Annotated in this window: 1 pseudogene; it reads right to left on the minus strand. The window is 63.3% G+C overall.

The window, feature by feature from the left end:
• Positions 1-290 (minus strand): annotated as a pseudogene (locus ACLWS4_RS38045) (integrase); the annotation flags it as partial.
• Positions 291-349 lie beyond the last annotated feature (59 nt).

Genomic DNA, 349 nt, shown 5'->3' on the forward strand with positions numbered 1-349 from the left:
TACAACTCTGCTGCCATGTCGGCTCGCTGCCGGTCAGTGACCGCCGATACCCGGTGATCAGAAATCGCTTCGATACCCTTGGTCATGCTGAGCACGACGGTCGAGTCCGCCAATACCAAACACTCGAAGGCACCACCGCGGGCTCTCGCGTTGTCCACCGTGGACGTCGGCGTCATCGGGTTGCCAAAGTCGCACGTCTTCGAGTGCAGTCGAGCCGTGGAGTCGATCGCGTCCGCGTGGCACTCGGTCAGCGCCGCCGGCCGTTCGGGCGCGTGCTTGAAGATGCTCACACCAAGGGTTTGCCCGCAACACGGCACGCCGTGAGTACAGCCGGTGTTAATTCGGCGGG

Origin of the sequence: Kitasatospora sp. SC0581, assembly GCF_048159585.1 — a bacterium.
Classification (GTDB): domain Bacteria; phylum Actinomycetota; class Actinomycetes; order Streptomycetales; family Streptomycetaceae; genus Kitasatospora.